The organism is Actinoplanes oryzae, assembly GCF_030757795.1.
In the GTDB taxonomy this organism is placed as follows: Bacteria; Actinomycetota; Actinomycetes; order Mycobacteriales; family Micromonosporaceae; genus Actinoplanes.
Genome location: NZ_JAUQWH010000116.1, coordinates 13,542 through 29,391, shown reverse-complemented (window position 1 = coordinate 29,391; position 15,850 = coordinate 13,542). Strand labels below are relative to the sequence as shown.

Here is a 15,850-nt window from a genome sequence, read left to right as displayed (position 1 = left end):
GGCGGGCGAGCTGGGCCGCAAGAGCGGACACGGATTCTACGAGTACGGGAGCTGAGCAGTGACCTCGCCGACCGGCAACACCGTCCTGGACCCCGAGCGCGTCGGGGCCGAGCTGATCGACTTCATCGAGGGGCGCACCAAGCGCCGCATCGAGCCCGACCTCGACATCTTCACCACCGGACTGGTCTCCTCGCTGTTCGCGCTGGAGCTGGTCGTGCACGTGGAGAACACGTACGACGTCGCCGTGGGCGGACCCGACCTGCGGCTGGACAACTTCCGCACGATCAAGGCGGTCACCGCGCTGATCCTGCGGCTGCGCGGTGAGGCGGATGGCTGAGCAGCGGCAGGAGTACGAGTCGCTGCTCGCCGGGGCCGTCGGCGACCGCGCGGCCCACTGGGACGTCCAGGGCAGCCTGCCCGTCGCCATGCTGCGCGAGCTGGGCACCAAGGGGCTGCTCTGCGGGCAGGTGCCGCAACGCTACGGCGGTCTCGGGCTCAGCAGCGGGGCCAACGGGGAGCTGACCGCGTACGCCGGCTCGCTGTGCGGCTCCCTGCGCAGCGTCATGACCTCGCAGGGCATGGCGGCCTGGACCGTGCAGCGCCTCGGCACCGCCCCGCAGCGGGCCGCGCACCTCGCCCAGCTCACCTCGGGCCGGCTCGCCGGGGTCGCCTTCAGCGAGCCCGGCGCGGGCAGCGACCTGGCGGCCATGACGACCACGATCACCGACGACGGGGCGCACGTGCGGCTCGACGGGCGCAAGACGTGGATCACCGTGGCGGCGTACGCGGACCTGCTCGTGGTCTTCGGCCGCTACGGCGACGAGGCGGCGGCCGTGGTCGTGCCCGCCGACGCGCCCGGCGTGCGCATCGAGCGGATCCCCGCCCCGCTGGGCTGCCGGGCCGCCGGGCACGCGGACGTGGACTTCGACGGGGTACGGCTGCCCCGCGACGCCGTGCTCGGCGGCACCGCGCTGCCGCTGGGGCTCATCGCCACGACCGCGCTCACCTCCGGGCGCGTCTCCGTGGCGTGGGGCTGCGTCGGCATCCTGCGCTCGTGCCTGCGCGAGGCCGTCCGGCATGCCACGCAGCGGCGGCAGGGCGGCACGCTCCTGGCCGACCACCAGCTGATCCGCCGGCACCTGGCCGAGCTGACCGTCGCGGAACAGGCGGCGACCCGGCTCTGCGAGCACGCCAGCGCGTGCTGGGACGCCGGCACCGCCGAGCTGGTCAGCGCCGCGGTGCTGGCCAAGCACTTCGCGGCGACCCGGGCAGCGGCGGGCGCGGCGGACGCCGTCCAGGTGCTGGCCTCGGCCGGCAGCCGCGACGGGCACCCGGTGGCGCGCGCCTACCGCGACGCCAAGCTCATGGAGCTCATCGAGGGGAGCAACGAGATCAGCCAGATGATGCTGGCCGACCGTGCCGTGGCGGTGTGGTCGTGACCATCGGGATCGGAAGCATCCACTGTGTCGTACCGGCGGACCGCGTCGCCGTCGGCGACCTGCCCGAACTCGGCGGCCTGACCGCCGAGGAGGCCGCCTTCGTTTCCGGCACCGGCATCGGGCACGTCGCGGTGCTGCCGGACGCGCCCACCACCGACTACGCGATCCAGGCCTGCCAGGAGCTCGGCAAGCTCACCGACGTGGACCCCGACGTGCTGATCTCGGTCGGCTACCGGGCGCCGGACGTGCTGCTCGGCTCGGACGTCGGCCGCATCCAGGCGGAGGGCGGCTACGAGCGGGCCTTCGCCTTCACCCTCGACGGGCTGGGCTGCACCGGCTCCAGCGTCGCCTGGGGGATCGGCCGGGACCTGCTGCTCGCCGACCCGGCCCGGCAGAGCGTGCTGATCGCGCACGCCAGCCGCCCGGCCGGCGCCGACCGGGTGCGCTTCCCGGTCACGGTGATCGGCGACGGGGCGTACGCGATGACGCTCGTCCGCGGCGGGCGCCCGGCGCTCGTGGCCCACCGTCAGGAGACCGACGGCACCTTCCACGACCTCTTCCGCGTCGACTACCGCCAGGCGCCCTGGTACGAGTGGCGCGAGGAGTGCGACTCGCCCGACCGGTACCGCTTCGAGCTGGCCATGCACAGCAAGGTGCGGCTCGCCCGGATGGTCACCGAGGCGCTCGCGGAGGCGGGCATCGGCCGGGAGCAGGTCGCCGCGACGCTCATGCAGAACGTCACGGCCGGCGCGTACGGCTTCTACGAGACGCTGCTGGGCCTGCCGATCCATCCGGTCTGCCGGGAGCAGCTGACGGCGTACGGGCACCTGGGCGCGATGGACGTCGTCCTCAACCTCGACCGGTTGCTGGCCTCGGGGGAGCTCCGCCCCGGCGACCACGTCCTGATGCTCAACAACAGTCCCGTCGCGGCCTGGGCCGTGACGGTGTGGCAAGTGTGAGGAAGGGAAGACAGTGAGCCAGTCACCCACGGTGAAGTGTCTCGTCTGGGACCTCGACAACACCCTGTGGCAGGGCACCCTGCTCGAGGACGGCGTCGTGACGGTCCCCGAGGCGATCCGGCAGACCGTCGTCGAGCTGGACCGCCGGGGCATCCTGCAGTCCGTCGCCAGCCGCAACGACCACGACCACGCCTGGCAGCGGCTCGAGGAGCTGGGCCTCGCCGAGTACTTCGTGGTGCCGCAGATCGGGTGGGGCCGCAAGCCCGACTCGCTGCGCGCCATCGCCGACGAGCTGCAGTTCGCGCCCGGTACCCTCGCGTTCATCGACGACCAGCCGGCCGAGCTGGCCGAGGTCGAGCACCACCTGCCGGAGGTGCGCCGCTATCTCGCCCCCCGGGCCACCGAGCTGACCGGGCTGCCCGAGTTCAGCCCGGCGACCGTCACGGTGGACTCGCGCCGGCGCCGGGAGATGTACCAGGCGAAGTTCCGCCGGGACAGCGACCGGGAGGCGTACCAGGGCGCCGACGACGACTTCCTGCGCAGCCTCGAGCTGGTCATGACCATCGGCCGCGCCGGCGACGAGGACATCTCCCGGCTGGAGGAGCTGACGCTGCGGACCAGCCAGATGAACGCCACCGGGGTGCACTACTCGGACGCCGACCTGCGCGCGCTGCTCGACGACCCCGGCTTCGAGGTGCTGGTCATCAACCTCACCGACCGGTACGGCCCGCACGGCGCCGTGGGCGTGCTGCTGCTGGCCCGGCACGAGTCGGTGTGGCAGATCAAGCTGCTCGCCACGTCCTGCCGCGTGGTGTCGTTCGGCGCGGGCACGGTGATCCTCACCTGGATCACCGACCAGGCGGCGCGGGCGGGAGTGCACCTGGCCGCCGACTTCCGGGCCACCGAGCGCAACCGCATGATGGAGGTGGCGTACCGCTTCGGCGGCTTCACCGGCGAGGCCTGCGACTGCCTCGCCGAGCTGGAGTCCCCGGCGGAGGACGCCGACGGGCTGCAGCACCTGCACCTGCGCCCGGAGCTGCGGGCGGCGCCGGACACGCTGCGGCTGGACGCCGTGTCGCTCACCCCGCAGACGGTCGCGGCATGAGCACTCTCTACCGGCTTTTCGCCGGGACTGCGGAGCGTACGCCGGACGCGCCGGCCCTGGAGGCCGGCGAGGCGACGCTGACGTACGGGGAGCTGCACCGGCTGGCGCTCAACCTGGCGGCGCGCATCGTGGCGGAGCACGGCGGGGTCCCGGAGCGGGTGGCGCTGCTGGCCGCCCACTCCGTCACCACGTACGCCGGATACCTGGCGGCGCAACGGCTCGGGGCGGCGGTGACGCCGCTCAACCCGGACTACCCGGTCAAGCGCAACCGGATGGTGTGCGACCTCGCCCGGCCCGGCGTGCTCATCGCGGACGAGGCCGGGGCGGCGCAGCTGGACGCGGACCTGGGCGACGCGGCGCCGACCGTGCTGCGGCTGACCGACGCCGACGTGGCGGCCGGCGTGCCGGGGGAGCTGCCCGCGGACACGGCCGGGCCGGACGACGTCGCGTACATCCTGTTCACCTCGGGCTCGACCGGGCGGCCCAAGGGGGTGCCCATCCAGCACCGCTGCGCGGTGGACTACGTGCGGCACAACGTGGAGCGCTTCGAGGTCGGTCCCGGCGCGCGGATGTCGCACACCTTCGACCTCACGTTCGACCCGTCGGTGTTCGACCTGTTCGTGACGTGGGCCGGCGGCGCCACGCTGGTGGTGCCGCGCAAGGCCGAGCTGCTCAGCCCGGTGGACTATCTGGTCGACCGCCGGATCACGCACTGGTTCTCGGTGCCGTCGGTGGTGTCGGTCAGCCACGAGCTGGGCACGCTGCCGCCGGGCCGGGCCACCGGGCTGCGCTACAGCATCTTCATCGGCGAGCCGCTCACCTACACCCAGGCGGAGATCTGGGCGGAGGTGGCCCCGGCCGCGACGATCGTCAACGTGTACGGGCCGACCGAGCTCACCGTGGCCTGCACCGAGTTCCGCCTCGGACCCGACCCTCTGCAGTGGCCGGAGACGTCCAACGACACGGTGCCGATCGGCGACCTGTACGACTTCCTCGACTACGTCGTCGTCGACGAGTCGGGGCAGGCGGCGGACGAGGGCGAGCTGTGCGTGCGGGGCAGCCAGCGCTTCGCCGGGTACCTCGATCCGGCCGATGACAATGGCCGATTCCTCCGGTATCGTGCCCCCGCGACGGTTCCGTACGTCGGCGGGGGAATTACGCCCGATCTCTACTACCGCACCGGGGACCGCGTCAGGTTCGAGGCGGGCAACCTCGTGCACCTGGGCCGCATGGACAACCAGGTCAAGGTGCGCGGCTACCGGGTCGAGCTCGGCGAGATCGAGGCCGCGCTGCGCCGCCACCCCGACGTCACCCAGGCCGTCGTCATCGCGACGAACCGAGCGGGGGAGACGGAATTGCACTGCTACTACACCGGCGCCGAGGTGCCGGAGCTGCGGCGCTGGCTGCGCAAGCACGTCCCGGTGCACATGGTGCCGCGCAGCGCCGAGCGCATCGCGGCGATGCCGCTCAACGCCAACGGCAAGATCGACCGCGGGGTGCTGCGCGCCTCCCTCGAGATGGCGGGGGCAGGCGGCCGATGAGCGTGGCGGCGAAGGCGCGTGCGGCGGCCGGCGAGCTGGTCCCGCCGGCCGGGGTGGTCCGGATCCTGTCCGTGAGCAACCTGGCCAAGACGGTCGCGCACGGCATCATCATGTCGGTCAGCGTCCTCTACTTCACCACCTCGGTGGGCATCCCGGCCTCGCGCGTCGGCCTGGCCCTCACCGTCGGGGCGCTGGTCGGCATGCTGGTCGCGGTGCCCGCCGGGCACGCCGCGGACCTGCTGGGCCCGCGCAACGCCACGGTGTTCGCCCTGGTCGGGCTGGGCGTCGTGGCCTGCGGCTACGCCTTCGTCGGCAGCTTCACCTGGCTCGTCGTCGTCGCCTCGCTGGTGCTGGCCGGCGAGGCGGCGACCGACGCGTCCCGCGGTGCGCTGGTCGCCGGGGTCGTGCCGCCGGAGGAGCGGGTCCGGGCATGGTCCTACTTCCGCTCGATCGCCAACATCGGGGTCACCGTGGGGGCGGTCGCCGGCGGTGTCGGCCTCTGGCTCGACTCGGCCGCCGGCTACATGGTCCTGCTCGTCCTCGCCGGGGTGCTGTTCATGGTGGCCGGGCTGATGTACCTGCGGGTGCCGTCCGTCCCGCCCGCCGCCCCCGAGGAGAAGCAGGGCCCGGCGCTGGTGGTGCTGCGCGACCGGCCGTACGCCGTCTTCGCCCTGCTCAACTCGCTGCTCATCATGAACGGGCCGCTGCTGACGGTGGCCCTGCCGATCTGGATCGCCCAGCGCACCGACGCGCCCAGCTCGCTCTACCCGGCGATCCTCGTCATCAACACGCTGTTCGTCGTCACCCTGCAGGTGCGGGTCAGCCGGGGCGCGGAGCACGTCGCCGGCGGCGCCCGGTCGCTGCGCCGGGCCGGGCTGGTGCTCGCGGCCTGCTGCGTCCTCTTCGCGGTCGCCGGCGGCCTGCCCGCCTGGGCGGCGGTGGCCGTGCTGCTGGCCGGCGCCGTGGTCCACGTGCTGGGCGAGATGCTGCACAGCGCCGGCTCGTGGTCGCTGGCCTACGGGCTGGCGCCGGAGCGCGCGCACGGGCAGTACCAGGGCCTGTTCGGCATGTCCACGCAGCTCGGCTCGACCGTCACGCCGTTCCTCGCCACCGTGCTGATCATCGGGCTGGGCTGGCCCGGGTGGCTGGTCTTCGGCGCGGTGATGGCGGGCGCCGGGCTGCTGGCGCCGGCCGTGGCGCGCTGGTCGCAGTCCCGTTCCTCCGCCGCCGAGCCTTCCTCCTCCGCCGGCCTTTCCGTTGCCGCGCCTTCCTCCTCCGAGCCCTCTTCCGCCGCCGGGCCGGTCGATCCCGCCGGGCCGGCCGGCTCCGACACCCTGCCTCCCGGCGAGACGGCCGTCGCCGACGCGGCACCACCCAAGAGTTAGGTGTCCCATGGATTTCAGCCTGTTCTACTTCGCCAACGACAGCCGCCAGGGCGAGGCCGACCGCTACGGCCTGCTGCTCGAGGGCGCCCGCTTCGCCGACACCCACGGCTTCGCCGCCGTCTGGACCCCGGAGCGGCACTTCCACCCCTTCGGCGGGCTCTACCCGAACCCGTCGGTGACCGGCGCGGCCGTCGCGGCGGTCACCAGCCGGGTCGCCGTGCGCGCGGGCAGCGTCGTCGCGCCGCTGCACCATCCGCTGCGGGTCGCCGAGGAATGGTCCGTCGTGGACAACCTGTCCAACGGCCGGGCCGGCGTGTCCTTCGCCTCCGGGTGGCACGCCGCGGACTTCGCGCTGCGCCCCGAGGCGTACGCGGATCGCCGCCGCCTGATGATCGAGCAGGCCGAGCAGATCCGGGCCCTGTGGCGGGGCGAGGCGATGACCGTCACCGACGGCGTCGGGTCGCCGCAGGAGCTGCGGATCTTCCCGCCGCCGGTGCAGCCGGAGCTGCCGGTGTGGCTCACCACGGGCGGCGCGGTCGAGACGTTCGAGGCGGCGGGCCGGATGGGCGCGGGCGTGCTCACCCACCTGCTGGGCCAGGACCTCGACGACCTGCGCGCGAAGATCGCCGCCTACCGGGCCGCGGCGCCGGACGGGCGCGGGCACGTCGTGCTCATGGTGCACACCTACCTGGGCGAGGACGAGGACGAGGCCCGGGACCTGGTCCGGCCCGCGCTGAGCGACTACATCCGCAGCTCCCTCGGCCTCATCCTGAGCTCCCAGCTGGACGGCAAGCGCCGCATCGACGTCGCGAAGCTCCCGCCCGAGGAGATCGACTTCCTGGTGGAACAGGGCTTCCGGCGCTACTTCGACGACGGCGGCCTGCTCGGCACCCTGCCCAAGGCCCGCGGCGTGGTGCGGCGGCTGGCCGGGCTGGGCGTCGACGAGGTCGCCTGCCTGGTCGACTTCGGGCTGCCGGACAAGCTCGTCCTGGCCGGGCTCGACCGGCTCGACGAGCTGCGCCGCACGTGGGCGGACGAGCGCTGAGGACACGGGCGATGCGACGGGGGCGTCCCAAGGCCGTACTCGAACTGACCACCGACGAGCGGGCGGCGCTCGCCCGCTGGGCCCGCCGCGAGGCGCCGGACACCGGGCTCGCGGTGCGCGCGCGGATCGTGCTGGCGTGCGCCACGGGGGCGACGAACAAGGACGTGGCCGACCTGCTGGAGGTCTGGCCGCACACGGTGAGCAAGTGGCGGTCCCGCTTCGTGCGCGACCGGCTGGCGGGGCTCGCCGACGAGCCCCGCCCCGGCGCGGTGCGCAAGCTCAGCGCCGCGCAGGTCGCCGAGATCGTCGAGAGGACGCTGGAGGAGGCGCCGGCCGCGGGCGACAGCCACTGGTCCACCCGGTCCATGGCCCGCGCCGTCCGGCTCAACCAGACGGCGATCTCCCGGATCTGGCGGGCGCACGGGCTGCGCCCGCACGAGATCGACACCTGGCGGCTCTTCGGGCCGCACCGGCCGGGCGGCGGCTGCGGCCTCGCCGGGATCCACCTCGCGGCCGGGTGCCGGGTGCTCGCGCTGGCGATCGTGCCGCGGCCCCTGCCGGTGTCGGTGCCGGCCGTGCCCCTCCCGGCGGCCCTGGTCTCGCTGCTCACCGTCGCCGGCCGGGCCTCGGGCCCGCCGGACCAGCGCCGGCGCGGCGTGACGGACTTCCTGGACATGGTCGCCGGCGGCGCGCCCGAGGGGGTCGCCCTGCACCTGGCCTTCGCCGGGCGGGACGCGGAGCACGCGGCCGTCCGCTCCTGGCTCGCCCGGCATCCGGCGGTGACCGTCCATCCGGTGCCGTCGCTGGCGAGCTGGCACCGGCTGCGGGACCGATGGGTGGCGGGGCTGGTGCCGCACGCGCGGGGACGGCTCCTCGCCGGGCTGGAGGAATGGTGCGAGGCCGGGGGCGGCGCGCCCTTCGTCTGGCCGGGCACCCGCCCTTCCTCCGCTCCTGGCATCCTGCTGCCCGCCGCCGCGGCCGGCCGGGCCGCCGCTGCCCGGGGCGCCGTGCTCGCCGGGCCGGTCAGCGGCAGCGCAGGGCGGTGATCGCCCAGGTGAAGCCCATGCCGCTGCTCGCGACGAGGACCAGGTCGCCGGGCGCCAGCCGGCCCTCGGCGCGCAGGTCGCCCAGCGCCAGGAACGGGTCCGAGCCGCCCATGTGACCGTAGCGGTGGTAGTTGAAGACCGACCGCTCCGCGGGGATGCCGAGCGCCGCCAGCACGCGCTCGTGCATCCCCTTGTCGCCCTGGTTGATCAGGAACCAGCGCACCTCGCCCGGGGCCGCCTCCAGCACCGACAGGGCCTGGCCGGTCAGCGCCACGAAGTTGCTCAGGTAGGCGTCGCCGAGGCCGCTGCGGTGGCCGCGGCGGCGCATCACCACCCGGTCGTCCTCGATGTCGCCGGAGTAGTAGTCGGCCCAGGCCGGGTCGGTGCGCACGGCCGCGTGCGCCAGCTCGAGCGGACCCTCGGCGCCCAGCAGGATCGCCGCCGGGGCGTCGCCGAAGTTGAACAGCGCCTTCGACTCCGGGTCCGCGTAGTCGACGAGCTGGCTCAGCCGGTCCCCGGCCAGCACCAGGACGTGCCGGGAGCGGCCCAGGTCGATCCGGTCGGCGGCCACCTGCAGGGCGGTCATGACGCCGTTGCAGAAGTTGGCCACCTCGAAGCAGTGCGCCTGGTCGATGCCCAGCTCGGCGGCGACCTTGGCCGCGGGGGACCAGAACGGCAGGTCCCACTCGCCGGAGCCGCAGTAGATCACGCAGTCGACGTCGCCGGCGGCGACGCCGGCGCGCTTGAGCAGCGTCCGGCCGGCCTCCGCGGCGAGCTCCCAGGCCGGCTCGCCGTCGGCCAGGACCGGGAACCGCTCGGTGTGGGTGATCTCCAGGATCTCCGCCCGGGCCAGGCCCGACGCCTCGTGCATCTCCTGCACGGAGGCGACCCCGCCCGGAAGCACCACCTCGAAGTCGACGATCGCCGCCACGACGGCCCCTTTCCGATTTGCCATTCCGCCGGTCTGCCGGAACGATATCGCAAATGGCCGTAAGGATCGAGCCCGCTAATTATGAAACGCATTTATGACTCACTTCCGCGGCCGCCCGGTGCCCGCCATTCGTGGTATTGTCCGACGCGGCAGGAAGCAGCACGTCACCGTATCGGAAGAGGTTTTCGGCACATGCGCAAGCAGCTGGTCAACCCGACGTCCGCGCCGGCGCCCGCGGGGCCCTACTCGCAGGTCGCGCAGATCGACCTGGGCGGCGGCAAGCTGCTGATCCTCTCCGGTCAGGTCGCCCTCGACGACGACAACAAGGAGATCGTCGGCCCCGGCGACATGACGGTGCAGGCGGAGCGGACGCTCGACATCATCGGGCAGCTGCTGGCGGCCCACGGCGCGACCTTCGCCGACGTCGTCAACATCCGCACCTACCTGACCGACATGGGGCAGCGCGCCGAGTATGCCGCCGTGCGCGGCAAGTACTTCACCGGCGACCTGCCCACCAGCACGACGGTCGAGGTGTCGAAGCTGTTCCGGGACGACGCCGTGATCGAGATCGAGGTCACCGCGGTGGTCTCCGCGGCCTGAGCCGCCTGCGGCGCGGTCTTTTCCCGCCGGGCCGCCGACGGTGGCCTCCGGCGGCGGGTTGCGGTGGCGGGTCAGAAATCGGCAGGCGAACGAGGGGGAGCGGATGCGGATCGACCGGACCACGTCGGAGGACTTCCAGCGGGCGGTCGCCCCGCTGTACGTCCCGGAGATGGGCACCGAGGTGGTGGCGCCCTTCCTGGTCAACCTCGTGCACATGCTGCGCCCACGGCGGGTGCTCGAGGTGGGCATGGGGTACACCACGCCCTATCTGGCGGCGGCGCTGGCGGACGTGCGCGCCGGCGTCGAGCGGGAGTCGCGCGGGCTCGCGGAGAAGACCACCCGGCATCTGTCGTCGGCCGGCGGGCTCGACGACGAGTGGCTCAACGCCGCGCCCGCGCTGGCGGCGCCCGCGTTCTATCTGGAGCCGTACGAGCCCGGGCTCGTCGCCGTCGACGATCTGTCCAACCCGTACTCGTCGGCCGCCCGGGTCACCGGCATCCTGCGCGACCTGGGCGTCGACGACCTCGTCTCGGTGGTCAACGCCGACGTCCGCGACTGCGCCGGCAAGTTGCCGCCGAGCCACGCCACGATCGACCTGGCCTGGGTGGACGCGTGGGAGTGCCTCTACTTCTTCGACCATTTCTGGGAGCGCATCGATCCGGACGGCGGCGTGCTGCTCATGCATTATCTGATGACCTATCCGGAGGGCGAGGCGATCCTGCACTATCTGACCGAGTTCCAGCGTGCCAATCCGGGCGAGCTGGAGCTGGTGAATGTGCTCGAATCGCACAAGCTCACGCAGAACAGCGTCACCATGCTGCGGCGTACGGCGGGGGTCAAGCGGCGGCGTTACGGCGGGAAGGGCGGCACGGTCAGCTACTCCCCGGCGCTGCGCGCCGGTGCGGAGGAGCACGCCCGGCTGGCGTGAGCGCCCGGAGGGCCCCCACGATGGCCACGCCCGCCGGGCGTGGCCATCGGCGTGCCGCGCTTGCCCGGCGGGCGGCCGGCCACTAGCTTCCCGGTAATGAAAATCGCTTTCACTGGCAAGGGCGGCAGTGGCAAGAGCACCCTGGCCGCGCTCTTCACCGGGCACCTGCGCGCCGCGGGACACCGGGTGCTCGCGATCGACGCCGACGTCAACGTGCACCTGGCACCCCTGCTCGGCGTGACCGCGACCGCCGGATCGGCCCTGTCGCACCCGGACAACGCCGCGGCGGTGCGCCGGCACCTGCTGGGCAGCAACACGCTGATCGGCGGGGCGGACCGGTTCGTGGCGACGACCCCGCCCGGCCCCGGCTCCCGCCTGGTCACCCTCGACCCGGCCGACCCGGTGCTCGCCGCGCACGCGGTCGCCCTCGACGAGCGGACGCACGTCATGCACGTCGGCACCTACGAGCCGGAGCACATCGGCGGCGGCTGCTACCACGGCCACCTGGCCGTCCTGGAGAACCTGCTGTCGCACCTGGAGACCGCGGACGGCGACTGGGTGGTGTGCGACATGGTCGCCGGGACGGACGCCTTCGCCAACTCGCTGCACGCCCAGTTCGACGCGATCGCCGTCGTGGTGGAGCCCACCCCGGAGTCGGTGTCCGTGGCGCGCCGCTATCGGGAGCTGGCCGGGGCGGCGGGCGTCGCCGACCTGGTCACCTTCGTCGGGAACAAGACGGCCGACGGGGCCGACCTCGACTATCTGCGCCGGGAGCTGGGTGCCGAGCCGGTGGCCGTACTGTCGCTGCAGGCCGGGTTGCGCCGGGCCCGGCAGGCGGGCAAGCGGCCCGTCCTCGCCGACCTGGACGACGCGACGCCGCTGGCGGAACTCGCCGGGCGCGTCCGGCCGGTGGCGGCCGGGCGGCGCGCGGACCGCCTGCGCGAGCTGCACCTCGCCCTGGCCGGCAAGCAGTGGGTACGCAGCCGGCACGGCGACGTCACCGATCAGCTGGCCCTTAGGTAAGCCTGACCTGTGTTTAAGGTCACGTGCCGCGGCGGGGAAACCCCCGGTCATATGCCCGCTGACCTGCGGGTTTACCGGAAAGTGGGCCCCGTCGCGGCGGGTCCGGACATTTGATGTCAACCTAGGTTCAAGTTTTACCGTGGGTGTTGCTCGAGCGATCTTGGCTCTCGTGCCGGGTTCCCGAGTCTCGACCGTGGCCCGAGGGCCGGACCCAGAGTGAGGAATGCACCCATGAGTCGCCCCCTGCGGGTAGCCGTCATCGGCGCCGGGCCGGCCGGCATCTACGCCGCCGACCACCTGATCAAGGCCGACGAGACGGTGACCGTCGACATCCTCGACAAGCTGCCCACGCCGTACGGTCTCATTCGCTACGGCGTCGCCCCGGACCACCCCCGGATCAAGGAGATCATCAACGCGCTGCACCGCGTGATGAGCAACCCGCGCATCCGGTTCCTCGGCAACATCGCGTACGGCACCGACCTCAAGCCCGAGGAGCTGCGCCGCTTCTACGACGCGACGATCATCGCGACCGGCGCCGAGAAGGACCGCGAGCTCGACATCCCGGGCATCGACCTGCCCGGCAGCTTCGGCGCGGCGGACTTCGCCTCGTGGTACAACGGGCACCCCGACGTCTCCCGCGACTGGCCGCTGACCGCCACCAAGGTCGCCGTCATCGGCGCCGGCAACGTGGCCGTCGACGTGGCCCGCATCCTCGCCAAGACCGCCGACGAGCTGCTCGAGACCGAGATCCCGGACAACGTCTACCAGCACCTCAAGTCGAGCCCCGTCACCGACGTGCACGTCTTCTCGCGGCGGGGCCCGGCGCAGGTCAAGTTCACCCCGCAGGAGCTGCGCGAGCTCGACCACTCGCCGAACGTCGACGTCATCGTGCACCCGGAGGGCATCGAGTTCGACGAGGGCAGCCTCGAGATGATGCGCCAGACCCGGCACGTCAAGATGTGCGTCGACATCCTGCAGAACTGGGCCGTCCGCGACCCGCGCGAGGACCGTCCCCGCCGCCTGCACCTGCACTTCCTGCAGGCGCCGGTCGAGGTGCTGGGCACGGACAAGGTCGAGGGCCTGCGCACCGAGACGCAGGAGCTGACCGGCGACGGCTGGGTCCGCGGCACCGGCGAGTTCACCGACTGGGAGGTCCAGGCCGTCTACCGCGCGGTCGGCTACCTGAGCACCGCGCTGCCCGACCTGCCGTTCGACACCAAGACCGGCACGATCCCGCACCAGGCCGGCCGCATCCTCGACCTCGACGGCGAGCACATCCCGGGCATGTACGTCACCGGCTGGATCAAGCGCGGCCCGGTCGGCCTCATCGGCCACACCAAGGGCGACGCGGGCGAGACGGTCACCAGCCTCCTCGCCGACGCCGAGAGCCTGCCGGCGGCCACCGCGGCCGACCCGGCGGACGTGATCGCCTTCTTCGAGCAGCGCGGCCTGACCTTCACCACCTGGGCGGGCTGGCAGCGCCTCGACGCCCACGAGATCTCCCTGGGCGAGCCGCACAGCCGCAAGCGCATCAAGGTCGTGGCCCGCGAGGAGATGGTCACCATCTCCAACACCGAGGTCCGCCCGGACGGCGAGGTCGTCACCACCACGGAGACGGTCCCGCTCGCCGAGGTCTGATCCTTTCCCCCGTACGGCCGGCCAGGGCACCGCCCCGGCCGGCCGTACGCGTGTCCGGCCTCAGTCGAGGCAGAACTCGTTGCCCTCGGGGTCGGCCAGCACGATGAAGCCGAGACTCAGCGGGGGAGCGGGCTCGTCGCGGCGCAGCCGTTCCGCGCCCAGGGCCACGAGGCGGTCGCACTCGGCTTCGAGGGCGGCCATGCGGTCGTCGCCGTGCAGGCCCGGGGCGGCGCGGACGTCGAGGTGGAGGCGGTTCTTGACCACCTTGTCCTCGGGGACCTGCTGGAAGAACAGGCGCGGGCCACGCCCGTCCGGGTCCTCCAGCGCGGAGCGGGTGTTGCGGTGCTGCTCCGGGACGCCGTTGCGCTCCAGGAAGTCGTCCCACGCCGCGAGCGGGTCGGCGCCCGGGGGCAGATCGGCGCCGGGCGGGCCCGGGTGGACGTACCCCAGGGCATCTCGCCAGAAGATCGAGAGCGCGCGCGGGTCGTGACAGTCGAGGGTGACCTGGAATTCCTTGCTCACAGTTCGTTCCTCCTCGCGTAGAGGTCGCGCAGCAGGCAGACCTCGGACAGATGATGGATCAGCTCGCGGTGGATGTGCAGCACCAGCTCGGCCGTCGACGCCTCTGGGTAGGGCTCCTTGTCGCCGACCGGGCGCCGCAGCCCCTCCTCGCCGAGCGCCCGCAAACCGGTCAGCCACAAGTCGAGTTGCGTCTCGAGCTGCGTGAGCGCGTCGGCGGCCGTTCCGGCATAGACCCAGCTCTCGTACGAAGCCGGCGCCGCACCGAAGTGCGCCGCGTTCCGCACCGCGAGCACGCCGACGATCACGTGCCCGAGCCGCCACGCGATCGTGGTGAAGGGTGCCGGCACCGGCTCGGGAAAGCCGTAGTCGATCGTGAAGCCGCCGGTGCCGGCCTGCACGGGTGCGCTCGACGTGCCCCGCGGCCGGACGTTCCACGCGTCCGCCACCGGCGACCAGAAGTACTCGTCGTCGGTGAGGCCGGCGATCCGTTCCCGCACGTGGTGCTGCCAGTGCCACTCCCACTGGTCGATCAGGATGGTGTTCCACGTGTCCATGCCGTCATCGTCGCAGCCGAGGCGGACAGGATCGGTCCGCTACGGTCACGGCATGGACGAACGAGGGACGACCGAGCGCGTCCTCACCCTGCTCGGCCTCCTGCAGCAGCGCCGCGTCTGGAGCGGCCCGGAGCTCGCCGCGCGGCTCGGCGTGACCCCGCGGACCGTACGCCGGGACGTCGGGCGGCTCCGGGCGCTGGGCTACCCGGTGCACGCGGGCCAGGGCGCCGGCGGCGGCTATCAGCTGGGGGCCGGGCAGGACCTGCCGCCGCTGCTCCTCGACGACGAGGAGGCGATCGCCACGGCGGCCGCGTTGCTCGCCGGGGCCGGCGGCCAGGTGGCGGGCGCCGAGGACGCCGCGCTGCGGGCGCTCACCAAGCTCGACCGGGTGCTGCCGGCGCGGCTGCGGCAGGACGTGCGCGCGCTGTCCGGGACGGTGGACTCGTTCGGGGCGCACGGGCGGACGCCGGTCGGGCCGGACGTGCTGCTGACCCTGGCGCGCGCGTGCCGGGACGAGGTGGAGCTCGGCTTCCGGTACGCGCGCTCCTCGCGACCTGCGGGCTCTTCTCCTTCCGCGGGCTTCTCTGCTTTTCCGGACGACGCGGCACGTGCGGGTTCTCGCTCGGCGCGCGACGGGGTGCGGCGGGTCGAGCCGCATCGGCTGGTGGCGTCGGAGCGGCGGTGGTACCTGTTCGCGTACGACCTCGATCGCCACGACTGGCGGACCTTCCGCGCCGACCGGATGAGCGAGGTGACGGCGGGCGGACGGCACTTCCGGCCGCGGCCGGGTCCCGACCCGGTGGCGTACGTGCAGGAGAGCGTGGCCAGCCGCGCCTACCGTCACCAGGCGCGGTTCCTGGTGCACGCGCCGGAGGCCACGGTCCGCGCGCAGATTCCCGCGTCGGCGGCGGTCGTCCTGCCCCGCGGCGGTGACCGGTGCGAGGTGCGCAGCGGGGCGGCCGATCTCGATTTCGTGCTCATGCATGTCGTGCTGCTCGGCCACGAGTTCACGGTCCTCGACCCGCCCGATCTGATCGAGCGCTGTCATGTTCTGGCCGCCCGCCTCCGCGCGGCCGCCGGATAAGCCGTCGTGCGGTCGCTGCCGCCGGTGAGCCGTTTCGGCGTCGCCGCAGC

General features: G+C 73.2%; 16 protein-coding genes. 13 read left to right on the top strand and 3 right to left on the bottom strand.

Features of this window, described 5'->3' with window-relative positions; translation table 11 throughout:
- Positions 1 to 58: 58 nt before the first annotated feature.
- From RBH18_RS30200 to RBH18_RS30165, 8 genes are read left to right on the top strand one after another with little or no spacing between them, the layout of a single operon-like run.
- Positions 59 to 337 carry an acyl carrier protein gene (locus tag RBH18_RS30200; protein WP_306213851.1) on the top strand — a complete coding sequence of 93 codons (279 nt, stop codon included), beginning with the start codon at positions 59 to 61 and terminating at the stop codon, positions 335 to 337.
- Entirely contained in the window at positions 330 to 1,439 is a 1,110-nt protein-coding gene (locus RBH18_RS30195; protein ID WP_306213850.1) for an acyl-CoA dehydrogenase family protein, read from the top strand. Before RBH18_RS30200 ends, RBH18_RS30195 begins: the two co-directional genes overlap by 8 nt.
- The gene (locus RBH18_RS30190) at positions 1,436 to 2,398 is read left to right on the top strand and encodes a 3-oxoacyl-[acyl-carrier-protein] synthase III C-terminal domain-containing protein (protein WP_306213849.1); all 963 of its coding nucleotides are present in this window, start codon (positions 1,436 to 1,438) and stop codon (positions 2,396 to 2,398) included. The genes RBH18_RS30195 and RBH18_RS30190 overlap by 4 nt, the downstream gene beginning before the upstream one ends.
- A gap of 13 nt (positions 2,399 to 2,411) precedes the next feature.
- A complete protein-coding gene (locus RBH18_RS30185) occupies positions 2,412 to 3,503 on the top strand; it encodes an HAD-IIIC family phosphatase (protein WP_306213848.1) in 1,092 nt (363 codons plus the stop codon).
- Positions 3,500 to 5,044 (top strand): amino acid adenylation domain-containing protein, encoded by a 1,545-nt coding sequence (locus RBH18_RS30180; protein WP_306213847.1) that lies wholly within the window; start codon positions 3,500 to 3,502, stop codon positions 5,042 to 5,044. The genes RBH18_RS30185 and RBH18_RS30180 overlap by 4 nt, the downstream gene beginning before the upstream one ends.
- Positions 5,041 to 6,429 carry an MFS transporter gene (locus RBH18_RS30175; RefSeq protein WP_306213846.1) on the top strand — a complete coding sequence of 463 codons (1,389 nt, stop codon included), beginning with the start codon at positions 5,041 to 5,043 and terminating at the stop codon, positions 6,427 to 6,429. The genes RBH18_RS30180 and RBH18_RS30175 overlap by 4 nt, the downstream gene beginning before the upstream one ends.
- Before the next feature lie 7 nt (positions 6,430 to 6,436).
- Positions 6,437 to 7,474: a MupA/Atu3671 family FMN-dependent luciferase-like monooxygenase gene (locus RBH18_RS30170; protein ID WP_306213845.1), complete on the top strand. Its 1,038-nt coding sequence runs from the start codon at positions 6,437 to 6,439 to the stop codon at positions 7,472 to 7,474.
- An 11-nt stretch (positions 7,475 to 7,485) separates the two neighbouring features.
- Complete coding sequence (locus tag RBH18_RS30165) at positions 7,486 to 8,520, top strand: helix-turn-helix domain-containing protein (RefSeq protein WP_306213844.1); 1,035 nt, start codon at positions 7,486 to 7,488, stop codon at positions 8,518 to 8,520.
- On the opposite strand, the gene RBH18_RS30160 is transcribed toward RBH18_RS30165, so the two are convergent.
- Entirely contained in the window at positions 8,498 to 9,451 is a 954-nt protein-coding gene (locus RBH18_RS30160; RefSeq protein ID WP_306213843.1) for a 3-oxoacyl-ACP synthase III family protein, read from the bottom strand. The two genes, RBH18_RS30165 and RBH18_RS30160, sit on opposite strands and share 23 nt — an antisense overlap.
- A gap of 192 nt (positions 9,452 to 9,643) precedes the next feature.
- On the opposite strand from RBH18_RS30160, the gene RBH18_RS30155 reads away from it, so the two are divergent.
- The 4 genes from RBH18_RS30155 to RBH18_RS30140 all read left to right on the top strand — a co-directional run bounded on the left by RBH18_RS30155 (position 9,644) and on the right by RBH18_RS30140 (position 13,640).
- The gene (locus RBH18_RS30155) at positions 9,644 to 10,051 is read left to right on the top strand and encodes a RidA family protein (RefSeq protein ID WP_306213842.1); all 408 of its coding nucleotides are present in this window, start codon (positions 9,644 to 9,646) and stop codon (positions 10,049 to 10,051) included.
- Between the two features lie 103 nt (positions 10,052 to 10,154).
- Positions 10,155 to 10,979: an O-methyltransferase gene (locus RBH18_RS30150; protein WP_306213841.1), complete on the top strand. Its 825-nt coding sequence runs from the start codon at positions 10,155 to 10,157 to the stop codon at positions 10,977 to 10,979.
- Positions 10,980 to 11,075: 96 nt separating this feature from the next.
- Positions 11,076 to 12,002: an ATP-binding protein gene (locus RBH18_RS30145; RefSeq protein WP_306213840.1), complete on the top strand. Its 927-nt coding sequence runs from the start codon at positions 11,076 to 11,078 to the stop codon at positions 12,000 to 12,002.
- 231 nt (positions 12,003 to 12,233) lie between these two features.
- Positions 12,234 to 13,640, top strand: coding sequence for an FAD-dependent oxidoreductase (locus tag RBH18_RS30140; RefSeq protein ID WP_306213839.1), 1,407 nt, complete (start codon positions 12,234 to 12,236; stop codon positions 13,638 to 13,640).
- A 60-nt stretch (positions 13,641 to 13,700) separates the two neighbouring features.
- Here the strand turns inward: RBH18_RS30140 and RBH18_RS30135 are convergent, their stop codons facing one another.
- Positions 13,701 to 14,162: a VOC family protein gene (locus RBH18_RS30135; RefSeq protein WP_306213838.1), complete on the bottom strand. Its 462-nt coding sequence runs from the start codon at positions 14,160 to 14,162 to the stop codon at positions 13,701 to 13,703.
- Positions 14,159 to 14,716, bottom strand: coding sequence for a DinB family protein (locus RBH18_RS30130; protein WP_306213837.1), 558 nt, complete (start codon positions 14,714 to 14,716; stop codon positions 14,159 to 14,161). Before RBH18_RS30130 ends, RBH18_RS30135 begins: the two co-directional genes overlap by 4 nt.
- A 52-nt stretch (positions 14,717 to 14,768) precedes the next feature.
- Here RBH18_RS30130 and RBH18_RS30125 point away from each other — a divergent pair, with 52 nt between their 5' ends.
- Positions 14,769 to 15,800, top strand: a complete 1,032-nt coding sequence (locus RBH18_RS30125; RefSeq protein WP_306213836.1) for a helix-turn-helix transcriptional regulator — start codon at positions 14,769 to 14,771, stop codon at positions 15,798 to 15,800.
- Positions 15,801 to 15,850: the final 50 nt, after the last annotated feature.